Raw genomic sequence first — 12,460 nt, 5'->3', positions numbered from 1 at the left:
GATATGAGCATGATCGGGCAGAGGGCCGCCGAATACAGGCGTGGGCTCTCGGAGTTTGACATATTCGACATTGCGATGTGGTGGGCGCCCGCGCGCGTGGATGGCTTCGTCCGCTTTGAGCGCTGGGAGGAGCAAGTGGAGGCCTGCACGCGCTATGGCATCGGCGGCGGCCTCGTCACCGCGCAGACGGCGATGGACGTCGATCCGTACATCGGTAACGCCGAGCTGCCCCCGCTGCTCAAGGGGCATGACAGCTTCTACGGCTGCGCCGTGGTCACGCCGGATATGTTCTTCGATAGGGACAAGGGTCGGCAGTATCTGCGCGATTTGCGCGACCAGCGCGTCGTCGCCGCGCGCATGTACCCCGGGCGCTACCGCCACTCGACGGGGGAGTACGCCATCGGCAGGATGTGCGAAGTGCTGGAGGAGTTGGGCTTTCCGCTGCTCATCTGGCACATCGACACCGGCTGGGATGCCGTCGATCGCATCTGCGAGCGGCATCCGGGCCTGAACGTGGTGCTCGAGAGCATGGACAGGAAGCTGCTCTACCACGCGCGGGATTACATGTCTCTGCTCGCCAAGCACAAGAACTTCTACATCGAGACGCACAACCTGGTGCTGTTCAACGAGTACGAGGTGCTCGATGCCGCCGTCGGCAGCAGCAACCTGCTGTACGGTTCCTATACCCCGTACATGACGCCGGACTTCTCGCTCTACCCGGTCTACGCCGCCGACCTGCCGCGCGAGCGCAAGCGGCGCATATTCGCCGGCAACGCCAAGGATTTGCTGAAGCTAGGTAATCGCTGATTAAAGCGCGCGTGCGGTGGCGAGTTGAATTTTCGTCAGATCGTGCTCGCAAAAGACGAAGGCGTAGCAGCGCTACGTCGAGGATTTTGCGGGCGCGAGATGGCGAAAAGGCAGCCGCCATCGCGCGTGGGATTTGATCAGCGCTTACCTAGGTCAGGTCAGCGCAAGCGCGTGATACGGCGCGCCATCGAGCGTTTTCCAGGTGAAGCCCGCATCGTCCAGCACCATGTAGCCATGCGGGGTGTCTTGCTTGGGCAGCGATACCGAGCCGGGGTTCAGGTACCATATGCCGGCGCGCTCATCCCAGGTGGGGACATGGGTGTGACCGGATATCAACGCATCGCCGGGGCGGAGCTGCGGCGGGTTGTCGGGGCCGAACAGGTGGCCGTGGGTCAGGAAGATCTCGCGGCCCGCATGGTAGACCAGCGCGTAGTCGGCCATGATCGGGAAGTCCAGCACCATCTGGTCGACTTCGCTGTCGCAGTTGCCGCGCACGGCGAGCAACCGCCCCGCGAGAAGGTTCAGCCGTTCAAACACCTTTCTCGGATCGTAGCCTTCCGGCAGGTCGTTACGCGGCCCGTGGTATAAAAGGTCGCCCAGCAGGATCAGCCGCTCGGGCGCTTCCCGCTCGAACGCGCCGATCAGTTTGGCGCTATGGGTGTCAGAGCCGTGCAGGTCGGACGCGATCATCAGCTTCATAAATGCTCGTCTTCCCCGTGCAGAATCTGCGCGCCGCCTTCGGTGAACGCGCGCACAATCTCGCGCGCCTCGTCCGCCTGCGCGCTCGCCGCGTAAATTTCCTCGCCCAGCACGCTGAATCCGGCCAGCACCGGCAGCGGGTCGAGGCCGTGTTTGGGCCGCCTGATGCTTGGGATGTCCGCCTGCCGGAGCAGATCCTCGATGATCGCGGCGTCCACCGGGGTATACACCGTCGTCACCAGTTCCGCGCCCTCGATCGGGGGCTTTTTCGGCGTGAACATGCGCGCCGCCTCCCTTCCTCTCTGTCCTATCATGATTATACCCCAAGCGCCGCCCGTTGAAAAGAGCAATTATCAATATGAGCTATAAAATTGAATATAGGTGGTATCGATATTTCATAATGCACTTGAGGTGAGCATTTATGAACCTGCGCTTGCGCGATCTGCGGGAGGACGGAGACAAGACGCAGATGGAGTTGGCAGCCTATCTACATGTGCGTCAAAGCACTTATTCGGGTTACGAATCGGGCAAATGCGCCCTTTCACTGGCGGCGGCCGACAAGCTGGCCGATTACTACGGCACCAGCGTCGATTATTTGATCGGCCGCACCGACGAACGGACGCCCTATCCGGGCAGCCGCCGCCCGAAGCTGTGAGCGCGCGCGAGGGGCTGCGCGCTTGGTTCGAGGGCGCGCTCGGGCTGCTGTATCCGCCGCAGGCCAACTGCCTGGGCTGCGACAGCGCGCTGGGCGCGGAGGACGGCTTTTTGTGCGGCGAGTGCGCGCACCTGCTTATGCCGGTGGCGCGTATGTCCGCCGAGCGCTGCCCGCGCTGCGGCCGGCCCACGGGCGGCGGGAAGCGCTGCGCGCTGTGCGGGGCTTGGCCGCCCGACGGACTGTCGTTTGCGCGCTACACGCATTTCTACGCCCGGCCCGTGCGGCGCATGATCGCGCACATGAAGTACGGCGGCGTCTACCGCCTGGTCGACTGGATGGGCGTGCAGCTGGCCAACGCCGTGATCGCCGAGAACTTCCCCCCGTTCGACCTGCTGGTGCCGGTGCCCATGCACCGGGCGCGGCTGCTCGCGCGCGGGTTCAACCACGCGGCGCTCTTGGCGCGCGCGCTGTCGGCGCAGTTGCGCGTGCCGGTGGACGAGGCTTGCCTCGCGCGCGTCAGGCGCACCCGCCAGCAGGCGCGCCTGGCGACGAACCGGCGCGGACACAACCTGAAAGGCGCGTTCCGCGCAACCGGCGCGGTCTTGGGCAAGCGGGTGCTGCTGGTGGACGACGTGCTGACCACCGGCGAGACAGCCAATTGCTCGGCCGAGGCGCTTAGACAGGCAGGCGCGCTGGATGTCATGCTGATCGCGCTGGCCGGTCCGCATGGGCATTTGTGAAGAAATGCCTCATTGCCACATAAAAAGAGTAAAACCCCAGTTAAAAAACACTTGCGCGAATCATGCCTATGCGCTATAATAAGCGGTGGTTGCCATTGTTCAGGTCTGTGGTTGAAAGTCGATGCCAGTCGCAGGCAAAACGACCCACATAAACCGGCCAAAGCGCCGGCGAGCATGGTGCGGCTTAGACGTCAGTCCGGCCGGCGGTCATTTTCGGCCGCCGAGAGGGTTCGTAGTGGGGGGCTTCGGCCTAGGAGCGAGCACCCCGGCCGGCGGGTGTGGGGGCAAAGACCAGGTCAGCTGAACAGGCGCAACCAGGCAGCCAAGGGACCCAACTATCAATACAGGGGGAAATTCCGATGTTCGATGACAAGACGCTGGTTTGCAGGGATTGTGGCAGTGAGTTCGTGTTCACCTCGGGCGAGCAGGCGTTCTACGCGGAGAAGGGTTTCCAGAACGAACCCACCCGCTGCAAGGGCTGCCGCGACAGCCGCAAGGCGAACCGCTCGAGCGGCGAGGCGCGCGAGATGTTCGACACCGTGTGTGCCGACTGTGGCAAGCCCACGCGCGTGCCCTTCATTCCCAAGAACGACCGACCCATCTACTGCAGCGAGTGTTTTGCCGCCAAGAGGCAATAAATCGGCCTGACAGATCAGATGAGGACGGGGCTGTCGCGCTTTCGGGCGCGGCGGCCTCGTTTCATATGTACGGGTCTATGGCGGCGCATCCGCGCCCGACGCGCCGGATGGCGGCCTTGGCATCCCGACCGCCCGCGATGGCGCGCGGCGCGGCTCAACCGGGAAGCCTGTCGCCAAGGCAGATTGCAGGCGCCAAAGAGGCCGTCTGCGGCCGCCTCAGTATTCCAGCCGCCTTGCCCACTTAAGCGCTTCGAGGGTAAGCTCCATGAACCGCTTTACGCCGATGCTCCCCGCGGGGCTTTGCTCGTCCAACTCCCCCCATCTTCCCTGTTCGCTTGCGATAACGCAGTCCAATACCCTGCGGTATTCGTTATCCTCCGCAAGCAGCGCCCGCTTGGTTTTGTCCGATATCGGGAGCCCCTTGAGTATCGCTTTCATAGGCTTGTTCAACAAGACATCGATGAAAGAAAACATGCCGGTAAAAAAGTACTCCGATCGGTGGTCCGCGTCGCCGAGTTCCTCAACCAGCAACTCCATCAACTTCGCCCGGGCCAGCGAAACCTTAATCATTTCGGCGTTTTCGACGTTCTTCAGGCCCTTGAGCATCATGATTGAGAACCAACGGCGCAGGTCCTCGACGCCCAGGTACATCAGCGCGTGCCAGATTGTCTTGATCCTGTAGACCGGCCCGTAATAGACGGAGTTCACGAGTTGGAGCAATTTGTAGGAAAGACCGAGATCGTGTTCGACATGCGCCGCGATCGCATTGAGATCCGGTTCCTCCGCATTGAGTTCTTTTATTATTTGAATAAGGTCGGTGTTGAGGCTGCCGATCTCCTTTGCGTTCATGATCGCGGGCTTGCTGAAAAAGTACCCCTGAAAGAGGCTATACCCCAAATCGGCGGCAATCCTGTATTCTTCTCTGGTTTCGATCTTTTCGGCCAGGAACGTCTTGGCGGCGCCGAATTGTTTTAGCAAAGTGCGCTGTTCCGGGATGCTGACGGCCGGGAATTCCACCTTGACGATGTCCGTATGCTCCAGAAGAACAAAGTTGTTCTCGTCCGGGACAAAATCGTCCAGCGCCACCTTGTACCCCTTGGCCCTGAGGCTCTTGCAGGCCTCGACCGTAGCCTGTGTTACTTCGCCACGTTCGACCACCTCGAGCACGACATTTTCGCAGGGCAGGAGATACGGGATCTCGCTGCCGATAAGGCCTTTTGAAAAATTGATGAAAGCCAGCGCGCCATCAGTCAGGTCATTGAGCCCCATCACCAGGAAGGAGTTGTAGATCAATTCCGCCGTGGCCACGTCGTCGTCCATTCCGGAAAAACTGTTCATCCTGTCCCGGCGATACAGAAGCTCGTACCCATATACCTTCATATACCGGTCGAAGATCGGCTGCCGCGCCACATAGATGTCCATTTTCAGGCCCTCCTTATCCTGTGAATACGCCGACGTCCGACTTTATCCCTCCATGCAACATCGATTTATCGCCCGAACCATCGCAGCAAACGCCTTGGCCCAATGGGCTTCAACGCGCATACTGCCCGACTGCCGCCGGCAACAAACCGCGCCGGTATTGTTAAATGATATATCGATCCGAGTTTCGCCTTTTTTAGACCGATGCTTCCCGTAAAATAAGCCGGCCGAGCTCAGAGCGCGGGAATGGTTGAGATTGGCATGACATAACCAGAGGCGGCCGGCATCGGCGCGACAAATGCGCATCCGCGATGACGACCGCCACAAGCGTGAGCGAGGATATGAATAACTTTTTCATGGACCGAATCGCTTCATTGACGGCAACTCACCGGAGTGCCGGTTAACCATGCGGGTAGGATCCCATTGAGGACCGTCCGGAATCAGTCCCGGCTGCGGCGATTGCCCGACAGCACCAGCAGGCGCACCAGCTGCAAAATCGCGCTCAGCGCCGAGGCCACGTAGGTCAGCGCGGCGGCGTTGAGCACCTTCCGCGCGCCGACCAGCTCCTCCCCGTCCAGGTACCCGCCGCCCTCGAGCGCCGCCAGCGCGCGGCTGCTGGCGTTGAACTCCACCGGCAGCGTCACCAGCGTGAACACCACCGTCAGCGCGAACAGTGCGATTCCCGCCAAGATGAGCGGGTCCCAGCTGAACACCAGCCCCAGCAGGAACAGCGGCCAGCTCAGGTTGGAGCCGATCCCCACGACCGGCACGATCGCGCTGCGCAGCCCCAGCGGCGCGTAGCCCTCGCCGTGCTGCAGCGCGTGGCCGCACTCATGCGCCGCCACGCCCAGCGCCGCGATCGAACTCGAAGCGTATACTTCGTCCGACAGCCTGAGCACCTGTTCGCGCGGGTCGTAGTGGTCGGTCAGCCGGCCCCGCACCAACTCCACCCGCGTCGAGCCCAGCCCCGCCCGATCCAGCATCCGCCGCGCCACCTCCGCGCCCGTCAACCCCGAGCGCGAGCGCACCTGCGCATACTTCCTGAACGCGCCGCTCACCTTGAATTGCGCCAACATCGCCAACAACAGCCCCGGCAGAACAATCAGCATCGTCCAATCCATATACGGATAAACCATGCCGCCACCTCCCTTGTGAGATACGTTCAGATAAGTATAATATACCCCGGTCGGCAAATCAATAACCGCTCGGCGATTCAACGGAAATATCAGAAATGCGCCACGTTCCCTGCGGGCCGCCCATCGCCACCGCCTGGGTTTGCAGCGCGCAGACCCACGCGCATTGCGCGTGCGCCATCCGCACCAGCCCCACCGCCGCGCGCGCGCCCGGCGCGGCGTAGCGCAGCTTGACCGCCCCCAGCGTCCCTTCCTGCGTCAGCTCCGCCATCAGCGCCGGCAGCCGCTGCGCCAGCGCGGGCGTCAGGTAACCCCGCGCCTCCTCCTCAAGCCCCAGGAACCAGGCCTCGAGCGCCGCCAGCGCCGCGTCCTCGCTCGTCTGCGGCCAGCGCGGCGCGCCCTCGTCCCATAGGATTTCGCTGTGCGTCAAGCGCCAATCGCCGCCCGTCGCCTCGAACACGCTGAGCCGCGCGTGGCCCACCACGTCGTCAAGCGTCTCCACCAGCCGCACCGTGCCGTCGTCCATCTGCACCGCGTTGGGATCGGCCGCCGTGCCCCGTGTTTCGGGCTCTGCGGCTGCGATCGGCTCGGGGGTCAGTTCGATCTCGACCACCCCGCCCGGCCACAGCACCGCCGCCAGCCCCGGCTCCTCGCTGACCGAGCCCGGCATCACCCGCCCGCCCGACAGCGTCAGCCGGCGCGCAAGCGGCAGGTAGCCGTTCACCAGCGGGCGGTGCTCCACGTAGACCGCGCCGCGCGGCGCGACCGGCACCACCGCCTCCGCGCCGGTCGCGCCGGCCTCCCCGCTCGTCTCCCCCACCGGCCTGCCGTTTACGTAGATCAGCCCCTTAACCTTCGACGCAAGCATCAGCACCGGCTGCACAAAAGCACCCCCCGCCACGTTGGTCTTGAAGGGTATGCGGGGAGCCGGGGCGCTATGCCTGCCGGGTATCTACATACCTCGCCCGCTCCCCGCCGATCAGCTTGGGACGGGTGCGCGCCGCCAGCACGGGGGCCGCGCCTATGCGATCGACGCTCAGCCGCACCGGCACCGCGACCGGGCGCAGGTGCATGCCGATCAGCGTGCCGCCGATGTCGAGCCCGGCGTCGGCGCGGATCGATTCCACCACCACCGCGTCTGTAAGCATACGGTAGGCCGCGCTGGCGAGCGAACCGCCGGCCTTGGGCTGCGGCACCACCCAGACCGTCTCGAGGCCCAGACGCTCGGCGACGGGCCGCCTAACCACCAGCGCGCGGTTGAGATGCTCGCAGCACTGGAACGCCGGGTCCACCCCGCGCGATGCGCATGCCTCGATCACCGCGCGCGCCACCGCCTCGCCCACCTCGGGCGAGGACGCCTGTCCGATCAGCCCGCCCGTGATCTCGCTCGACGAGCAGCCGACCGCCAGCAACCGCACCGGGTAGAAGCCCGGCCGATTCTCATCGAGCAGCGCGCACACCAGCTGCGTCACCCGCTCGAATACCGTTTGAAGCTTAATCTCCATGTTCTTCCTCCGCCGCGCGAAACGCGTAGGTCCCGATCGACACCGCCATCGCCAGGTTCAGCGAGTCGATCTTGTCCGATTGGGGAATAAATACCGGCGTACCCAGCTCGGCAAATTGCGCGGGCAGCCCCGTCTGCTCGTTGCCGAACACCAGCGCGTACAGGGCGCGCGCCGCGCGCGCCGCGCTGCCCAGCGGCTGCGCGCCGGTAAGCATGAAGGGATAGAGCGCGTGGGCCGCATGGCGCGCGCGGTAGGCCTCAAACGAATCGAACACGGCCACGTTCATCTGGAAAATGGCGCCCATCGACGCGCGGATCACGCGCGGGTCGAACACGTCGGCGCACGGGCGGATCAGCGCCACATCCTCAAACCCGAAGCCCAGGCAGGCCCTAAGCGCCGTGCCCAGGTTGCCGAAGTCTGAAATCTGGCACAGCACCACATGCGGACGGTCGGCCCGAAGCGCATCTTCGTACTTATCGAACACCAGCGCGGCGTAGCAGTTGTCCTTGCGCGCCTCCCGCCGAATCACGCGCTCGGCCTCCTCCTCGCGGATGCCGAGCAGGCGGCAGCGCTCGCTCAGCTTAAGCACGCCTTCGTTGCGCGCCCCGTCCGGGTGCGTGAGCAGCCGCACAACCGTTTCCGGGCGCGCGTTAAGCAGATGGAGCGCCGGGAACACGCCCAGCGCGTAGCTGTAGGAAAGTTTCCTGTCGTACGGTTCGAGCTTTGGCACGATGATCCCTCCGGGTTGTATCGGCGCAAATCGCTTTTTCAAGTATATTCTATCCCAACGCGCGCGCAAATGCAACCGCCTGCGATCGTCACCTCTTGTTCGAATAAGGCATAAGACACAATGCGGGGACCGCTTACGCTCTCGCCGGGGATTTCCGGGCCGAGGCCTCCATCAGCCGGATTGCGCCCGGAATCTCCCGCGGAAAATTCAGCAATCCGGTTCCGCAGCCCCCCTCACGCGCATCCGGCTGCGGCCGGATGCGCGTGACCCTAACAGGAATGTGCTTGACCGGTTCCGGCAGGCACTATATAATGCCAATCACCGTTTTTAATTTGTCTATATGAGAACGGAGGAGTCACATGGGCGTAAAGGTGTGCAAGTTTGGCGGGTCCTCACTGGCGGACGCCGGCCAGTTCCAAAAGGTAAGGGCTATCCTGCTGTCGGATCCATCGCGCCGCTACGTCGTGCCGTCGGCGCCGGGCAAGCGCGGAGCGGACGACGAAAAAATCACCGATATGCTCTACCGGTGCTACCAGCTGGCGCGGCGCGGGGAGTCCTACGCCGAGGTGTACGCGAAGATCAAGGCGCGCTACATAGGCATCGTGCAATCGCTCGGCCTGGCGCTCGACATCGAGCCGCTGCTCGACGAGACCGACCGCCAATTGGCCGACGCCTCGCCTGATTTCGCGGCCAGCCGCGGCGAGTACTTCTCGGGGCTGGTGCTGGCGAGCTACCTGGGCTGGGACTTCGTCGATCCCAAGGACATGCTCAAGTTCGACCGCCAGGGGGCTTACGCGGCCGAGTGGAGCAACGAACTGGCGGCCGAGGAGCTCAAAAAGCACGCGTATGCGGTCGTGCCCGGCTTCTACGGCTCTCTGCCGGGCGGCGAGGTGCGCACCTTCTCGCGCGGCGGCTCGGACATCACGGGCGCGGTGATCGCGCGCGCCGTGAACGCCGATCTGTACGAGAACTGGACCGACGTGTCGGGCTTTTTGATGGCCGACCCGCGCATCGTGGACAACCCGCATCGGATCGAACAGCTGACCTACCGCGAGCTGCGCGAGCTGTCCTACATGGGCGCGACGGTGCTGCACGAGGACAGCGTGTTCCCGGTGCGCAGGGCGGGCATCCCCATCAACATCCGCAACACCAACGCCCCCGACGATCCGGGCACGCTGATCGTGGTCAATGCCGACGACTGCGGCGCCAACCCCATCACCGGCGTGGCCGGGCACAAAAATTTCACGCTGCTCTCGATTGAAAAGGCTATGATGAACAGCGAGATCGGCTTCGGGCGGCGCGTGCTGCAAGCGCTCGAGGACTTCGGCGTATCGTTCGAGCACCTGCCCACCGGCATCGATACGATGTGCGTCATCATCGCCGACTCCGCGCTCAAGGACCGGCGCGAGCAGCTGATCGAGCACATCGAGGATCTCGTTCACCCCGACAGCATCGAGCTGTCCGGCGGCCTCGCGCTGATCGCCACCGTGGGGCGCGGCATGGTGCGCACGCCCGGCACCGCGGCACGGCTGTTCTCAGCGCTTGCGCGCGAGGGCATCAACGTGCGCATGATCGACCAGGGCTCGAGCGAGCTCAACATCATCGTCGGCGTGGATGTGGCCGAGTTCGAGCACGCGGTCCGCGCGATTTACGACGAATTCGTCGAACGATCCCGTACCTGATCGTCTGATATGACGAATTTATTTCGACCTGGTGAAGAATGTCTGCCAGCCTTGAGTCTTAACACGCGGGTGTACTATCATAGGGGCGTTGACGTCCATTGGGATGGAGGTGGCGAACCATGAAGCCCCGCGTCTACTATGTGAGCACCCGGGAGTCGGCGGCGCAGATCGCGCAGGCGATCGCGCATAGCCTCAAATGCACGCGCGAGCCGCTGATGCCGGCCTACATGCCCGAGAGCGTCTCTCTGATGTTCCTCGGCTGCGAAGGCCACCGCGCCGACAAGGTGACGATGGATTTCATCGCGGCGCTCAGCCCCAACCGCGTGACCAACGCGGCGCTGTTCCACTGCGGCAACGCCGGGCAGGCGCTCGCGCAAATGCGCCGGGCGCTGACCGCGCGGGGCGTCAATGTGCTGGACCTGACGCTGAGCGCGCCGCTCAAGCACCTGTTCGGAGCCGGCCCGCAGGGTGAAGACCTCGAAAGAGCGGCACAGTTCGCGCAGGATTGTATGGCGATGATCGGCTGACGCCGGGACTCGAAATCTTTCCGCCCGGTCGCCCGTTTGCCCGCTTCGCGGGCTTCCGGTCGGCCGGGCGGAAATCTTTCGAGTCCGTTGGGTGACGGGGGAACGGGGCCGCCTGCCTGAATCGCCTGCGGGCAATTCCGGGCGGCAGGCGGGGGAACGAGGGGGACGGGGCCGCCTGCCTCTCGGGCCTGCGGGCCCTCCCGGGCGGCAGGCGGACGGGAAGCGATTGCGAGTCGGTCGGCTGCGGCCTCCCTTGGTCGCAATCGCATTCACGCCCCCGGTACATGCCCGTGGGCGCGTTGTGGCGGGGGCTGCGGCCCCCCGTTCCCCGGGGTGGGGACGCGGGGAACGACGGGATGAAAGAACGGACGGCGAGGCGCTTCGCGCTCGCCAGGTAATCTGAGGTCGCTTGGGCTTGTCGCGCGACTTGCCGTGCGGGCGGCCCTTCCCATTCCCCTCCCAGGAGGGGTGCCCGCAGGCGGGGTGGTGGCCCCCGCAGGGCGTAACCCCGCAGGGCGTACCCCCAAGCCCCCGTACCCGCTTCTCGTGTTCTGCCATCAGGCTCACCACCCCGTCGCTTCGCGCCACCCCTCCGAGGAGGGGAATGGCTACCTTCCTATTCCCCTCCCGGGAGGGGTGCCCGCAGGCGGGGTGGTGGCCCCCGCAGGGCGCTTTCCGGTTCCTGCCCACGGCGTCTTTCCGCCTTATGGGGACAGGGATGGCAAATCGTCCGGCTTTTGGGCCGGGCACTTTTTTACCGGCCAACGCTAACACGACTGCGCTTGACGAATTCATCACAATGCGCCATAATTTGCGGGACAGTGTTTTTGCTTTGGAGGACGCATTTTCATGAAGCGACGGGATGCTTGGATCATCGTGTTGGTGTTGGCGGCGGCGGTGGCATTGTTTGTGGCGGCGCCGCAGGGGCGGGGGATGCTGGCGAAGATGTTCGGCGGCGCTCCGTTGCCTGCGGCGACCGCCCAGCCCACCGCCGAACCCGCGCCGACGCCCGCATCGGAACCCGCGCCGGGGCCGACGCCGGGGCCGACGTTGTCTTCGATGATCCTGTCCCCCACCCCGGCCCCGCGGCCCACGCTGCGCCCGGCCGAGGCCTACGTGCGCATCACCGCGAACGGCCGGGTCGTCGCGCTCTTGCCGCTGATCGAAGATACTACCTACGACGTCCGCCAGCCGGGCGGGCAGGAGAACGTCGTCTCGATCGGCCCGGGCCGCGTATCGATGCACTCGTCCACCTGCGACAACCAGGACTGCGTGCAGCAGGGAGAGGTCACGACGGACAATAAGGACATGCGCATCCTCGGCAACATGGTGATCTGTCTGCCCAACAAGGTGGTGCTGGAGCTGCTCACGCCCGAGGAGGCGCAGGCGGCCTACGAGGACATGGGCGCATGAAGCTAAACACGAAGGGATTGGCGCTGTCGGCGCTGTTGGTCGCGGTGATGATGATCACCGGTTATATCGAGCACATGATCCCTACCGGGGTGCCGGGCATCAAGCTGGGCCTGTCCAACAGCGTGCTGCTGATCGCGCTCTATTGGCTGGGCGTGCCCAACTCCTTCTTGCTGATGGGCGCAAAGGTGCTGCTGTCGGGCGTGACATTCGCGGGCCTGGGTCCCGCCACGCTGTACAGCCTGGCAGGCGGCTTGCTCAGCTTGGTCGGCATGGCGCTGCTGCACCGCGTCAAGGACATCAGCCCCATCGGGGTGGGCGTGGTGGGCGGGGTGCTGCACAACGTGGGCCAGCTGGCCGTGGCCATGGCCATGCTCGGGACCAACCTGCTGCTGCCCATGTCCTACCTGATCGTCGTCGGCGGCATCATGGGCGCGGTCACCGGCTCGGTCGCTCAGCTGCTGATGCGCAGGTTGCCGCCGTCGATGAGGCCGCCGCGCTCCTGATGGGGCGCA

At 64.5% G+C, this 12,460-nt stretch carries 15 protein-coding genes; 8 read left to right on the top strand and 7 right to left on the bottom strand.

Annotation, left to right across the window (positions count from 1 at the left end; genetic code table 11):
- The first annotated feature begins 3 nt into the window (after positions 1 to 3).
- The gene (locus tag ACH6CV_RS09100) at positions 4 to 807 is read left to right on the top strand and encodes an amidohydrolase family protein (protein WP_456357869.1); all 804 of its coding nucleotides are present in this window, start codon (positions 4 to 6) and stop codon (positions 805 to 807) included.
- A gap of 153 nt (positions 808 to 960) precedes the next feature.
- Here ACH6CV_RS09100 and yfcE read toward each other — a convergent pair whose 3' ends face one another.
- On the bottom strand, positions 961 to 1,506 hold the full coding sequence (gene yfcE, locus ACH6CV_RS09095; protein ID WP_456357868.1) for a phosphodiesterase: 546 nt from the start codon (positions 1,504 to 1,506) through the stop codon (positions 961 to 963).
- Positions 1,503 to 1,787, bottom strand: a complete 285-nt coding sequence (locus ACH6CV_RS09090; protein WP_456357867.1) for a hypothetical protein — start codon at positions 1,785 to 1,787, stop codon at positions 1,503 to 1,505. Before ACH6CV_RS09090 ends, yfcE begins: the two co-directional genes overlap by 4 nt.
- A gap of 140 nt (positions 1,788 to 1,927) precedes the next feature.
- On the opposite strand from ACH6CV_RS09090, the gene ACH6CV_RS09085 reads away from it, so the two are divergent.
- The 3 genes from ACH6CV_RS09085 to ACH6CV_RS09075 all read left to right on the top strand — a co-directional run bounded on the left by ACH6CV_RS09085 (position 1,928) and on the right by ACH6CV_RS09075 (position 3,539).
- Entirely contained in the window at positions 1,928 to 2,161 is a 234-nt protein-coding gene (locus ACH6CV_RS09085; RefSeq protein ID WP_456357866.1) for a helix-turn-helix domain-containing protein, read from the top strand.
- Positions 2,158 to 2,901 (top strand): ComF family protein, encoded by a 744-nt coding sequence (locus tag ACH6CV_RS09080; protein ID WP_456357865.1) that lies wholly within the window; start codon positions 2,158 to 2,160, stop codon positions 2,899 to 2,901. The genes ACH6CV_RS09085 and ACH6CV_RS09080 overlap by 4 nt, the downstream gene beginning before the upstream one ends.
- 359 nt (positions 2,902 to 3,260) lie before the next feature.
- Entirely contained in the window at positions 3,261 to 3,539 is a 279-nt protein-coding gene (locus tag ACH6CV_RS09075) for a zinc-ribbon domain containing protein (RefSeq protein WP_456357864.1), read from the top strand.
- Between the two features lie 216 nt (positions 3,540 to 3,755).
- On the opposite strand, the gene ACH6CV_RS09070 is transcribed toward ACH6CV_RS09075, so the two are convergent.
- From ACH6CV_RS09070 to ACH6CV_RS09050, 5 genes are all read right to left on the bottom strand, one after another.
- Entirely contained in the window at positions 3,756 to 4,961 is a 1,206-nt protein-coding gene (locus ACH6CV_RS09070; protein WP_456357863.1) for an EAL and HDOD domain-containing protein, read from the bottom strand.
- Between the two features lie 437 nt (positions 4,962 to 5,398).
- Complete coding sequence (locus tag ACH6CV_RS09065; RefSeq protein WP_456357862.1) at positions 5,399 to 6,094, bottom strand: zinc metallopeptidase; 696 nt, start codon at positions 6,092 to 6,094, stop codon at positions 5,399 to 5,401.
- Between the two features lie 58 nt (positions 6,095 to 6,152).
- Positions 6,153 to 6,974: a hypothetical protein gene (locus ACH6CV_RS09060; RefSeq protein WP_456357861.1), complete on the bottom strand. Its 822-nt coding sequence runs from the start codon at positions 6,972 to 6,974 to the stop codon at positions 6,153 to 6,155.
- Positions 6,975 to 7,026: 52 nt separating this feature from the next.
- Entirely contained in the window at positions 7,027 to 7,596 is a 570-nt protein-coding gene (locus ACH6CV_RS09055; protein ID WP_456357860.1) for a TIGR01440 family protein, read from the bottom strand.
- Positions 7,586 to 8,326: a TrmH family RNA methyltransferase gene (locus ACH6CV_RS09050; protein ID WP_456357859.1), complete on the bottom strand. Its 741-nt coding sequence runs from the start codon at positions 8,324 to 8,326 to the stop codon at positions 7,586 to 7,588. Before ACH6CV_RS09050 ends, ACH6CV_RS09055 begins: the two co-directional genes overlap by 11 nt.
- A 359-nt stretch (positions 8,327 to 8,685) precedes the next feature.
- Between ACH6CV_RS09050 and ACH6CV_RS09045 the strand changes: the two genes are divergently transcribed.
- The 4 genes from ACH6CV_RS09045 (at position 8,686) to ACH6CV_RS09030 (ending at position 12,451) form a co-directional block, all read left to right on the top strand.
- Positions 8,686 to 10,008: an aspartate kinase gene (locus ACH6CV_RS09045; protein WP_456357858.1), complete on the top strand. Its 1,323-nt coding sequence runs from the start codon at positions 8,686 to 8,688 to the stop codon at positions 10,006 to 10,008.
- Between the two features lie 119 nt (positions 10,009 to 10,127).
- Entirely contained in the window at positions 10,128 to 10,535 is a 408-nt protein-coding gene (locus tag ACH6CV_RS09040) for a hypothetical protein (RefSeq protein ID WP_456357857.1), read from the top strand.
- Between the two features lie 849 nt (positions 10,536 to 11,384).
- The gene (locus tag ACH6CV_RS09035) at positions 11,385 to 11,948 is read left to right on the top strand and encodes a NusG domain II-containing protein (RefSeq protein ID WP_456357856.1); all 564 of its coding nucleotides are present in this window, start codon (positions 11,385 to 11,387) and stop codon (positions 11,946 to 11,948) included.
- Entirely contained in the window at positions 11,945 to 12,451 is a 507-nt protein-coding gene (locus ACH6CV_RS09030) for a Gx transporter family protein (protein WP_456357855.1), read from the top strand. The genes ACH6CV_RS09035 and ACH6CV_RS09030 overlap by 4 nt, the downstream gene beginning before the upstream one ends.
- Positions 12,452 to 12,460 lie beyond the last annotated feature (9 nt).

Origin of the sequence: Anaerozeibacter quisquiliarum (assembly GCF_051162045.1) — a bacterium.
GTDB classification, from domain to species: domain Bacteria; phylum Bacillota; class Clostridia; order Christensenellales; family Aristaeellaceae; genus Anaerozeibacter; species Anaerozeibacter quisquiliarum.
This window is presented reverse-complemented; position numbering and strand designations above follow the sequence as displayed.

Bases quoted from the DNA above. Each gene is read 5' to 3' on its own strand.
- ACH6CV_RS09100 (WP_456357869.1), top strand. From the start codon at position 4: ATGAGCATGATCGGGCAGAGGGCCGCCGAATACAGGCGTGGGCTCTCG.
- yfcE (WP_456357868.1), bottom strand. From the start codon at position 1,506: ATGAAGCTGATGATCGCGTCCGACCTGCACGGCTCTGACACCCATAGC.
- ACH6CV_RS09090 (WP_456357867.1), bottom strand. From the start codon at position 1,787: ATGTTCACGCCGAAAAAGCCCCCGATCGAGGGCGCGGAACTGGTGACG.
- ACH6CV_RS09085 (WP_456357866.1), top strand. From the start codon at position 1,928: ATGAACCTGCGCTTGCGCGATCTGCGGGAGGACGGAGACAAGACGCAG.
- ACH6CV_RS09075 (WP_456357864.1), top strand. From the start codon at position 3,261: ATGTTCGATGACAAGACGCTGGTTTGCAGGGATTGTGGCAGTGAGTTC.
- ACH6CV_RS09070 (WP_456357863.1), bottom strand. From the start codon at position 4,961: ATGGACATCTATGTGGCGCGGCAGCCGATCTTCGACCGGTATATGAAG.
- ACH6CV_RS09065 (WP_456357862.1), bottom strand. From the start codon at position 6,094: ATGGTTTATCCGTATATGGATTGGACGATGCTGATTGTTCTGCCGGGG.
- ACH6CV_RS09055 (WP_456357860.1), bottom strand. From the start codon at position 7,596: ATGGAGATTAAGCTTCAAACGGTATTCGAGCGGGTGACGCAGCTGGTG.
- ACH6CV_RS09045 (WP_456357858.1), top strand. From the start codon at position 8,686: ATGGGCGTAAAGGTGTGCAAGTTTGGCGGGTCCTCACTGGCGGACGCC.
- ACH6CV_RS09040 (WP_456357857.1), top strand. From the start codon at position 10,128: ATGAAGCCCCGCGTCTACTATGTGAGCACCCGGGAGTCGGCGGCGCAG.
- ACH6CV_RS09035 (WP_456357856.1), top strand. From the start codon at position 11,385: ATGAAGCGACGGGATGCTTGGATCATCGTGTTGGTGTTGGCGGCGGCG.
- ACH6CV_RS09030 (WP_456357855.1), top strand. From the start codon at position 11,945: ATGAAGCTAAACACGAAGGGATTGGCGCTGTCGGCGCTGTTGGTCGCG.